Raw genomic sequence first — 285 nt, 5'->3', positions numbered from 1 at the left:
AGGCCGCATTGTAAGTGGTTTGTGCCGCATCCACCAGGACTTGTGCCGCCAGCCAGGCATGAATACTTTTGATCAGGCTGTTCCTGGTCTGAAGAATCTGCCGCACCGCCTCATCACGCAGTTGTTGCGCGCGCAGGCCAGCGTTTTCTGCGTCCAGACGTGCCTTGCTCAGTGAGAGCTGGCGCGTGCCACCGTCGTACAAAGGCAGGCTGAATCCCAGCATCAAACCGGCGCTGCGGCGCGAGCCCGCGAGGTCCAATGACGGACTAAAGTGACCAGCAGGTG

The 285-nt window shown here is 60.4% G+C and carries 1 protein-coding gene; it reads right to left on the bottom strand.

Annotated features, from left to right (window positions below; genetic code table 11):
* A partial coding sequence (locus KDM89_RS21930; protein WP_230428027.1) for a TolC family protein occupies positions 1–223 on the bottom strand: 223 nt, incomplete at its 3' end.
* Positions 224–285: the final 62 nt, after the last annotated feature.

This window comes from Cognatundibacterium luofuense (assembly GCF_018139685.1).
In the GTDB taxonomy this organism is placed as follows: Bacteria; Pseudomonadota; Gammaproteobacteria; order Burkholderiales; family Burkholderiaceae_D; genus Undibacterium; species Undibacterium luofuense.
The sequence above is the reverse complement of the archived record's forward strand: the minus strand, read 5'-3'. Positions and strand labels throughout refer to the sequence as shown.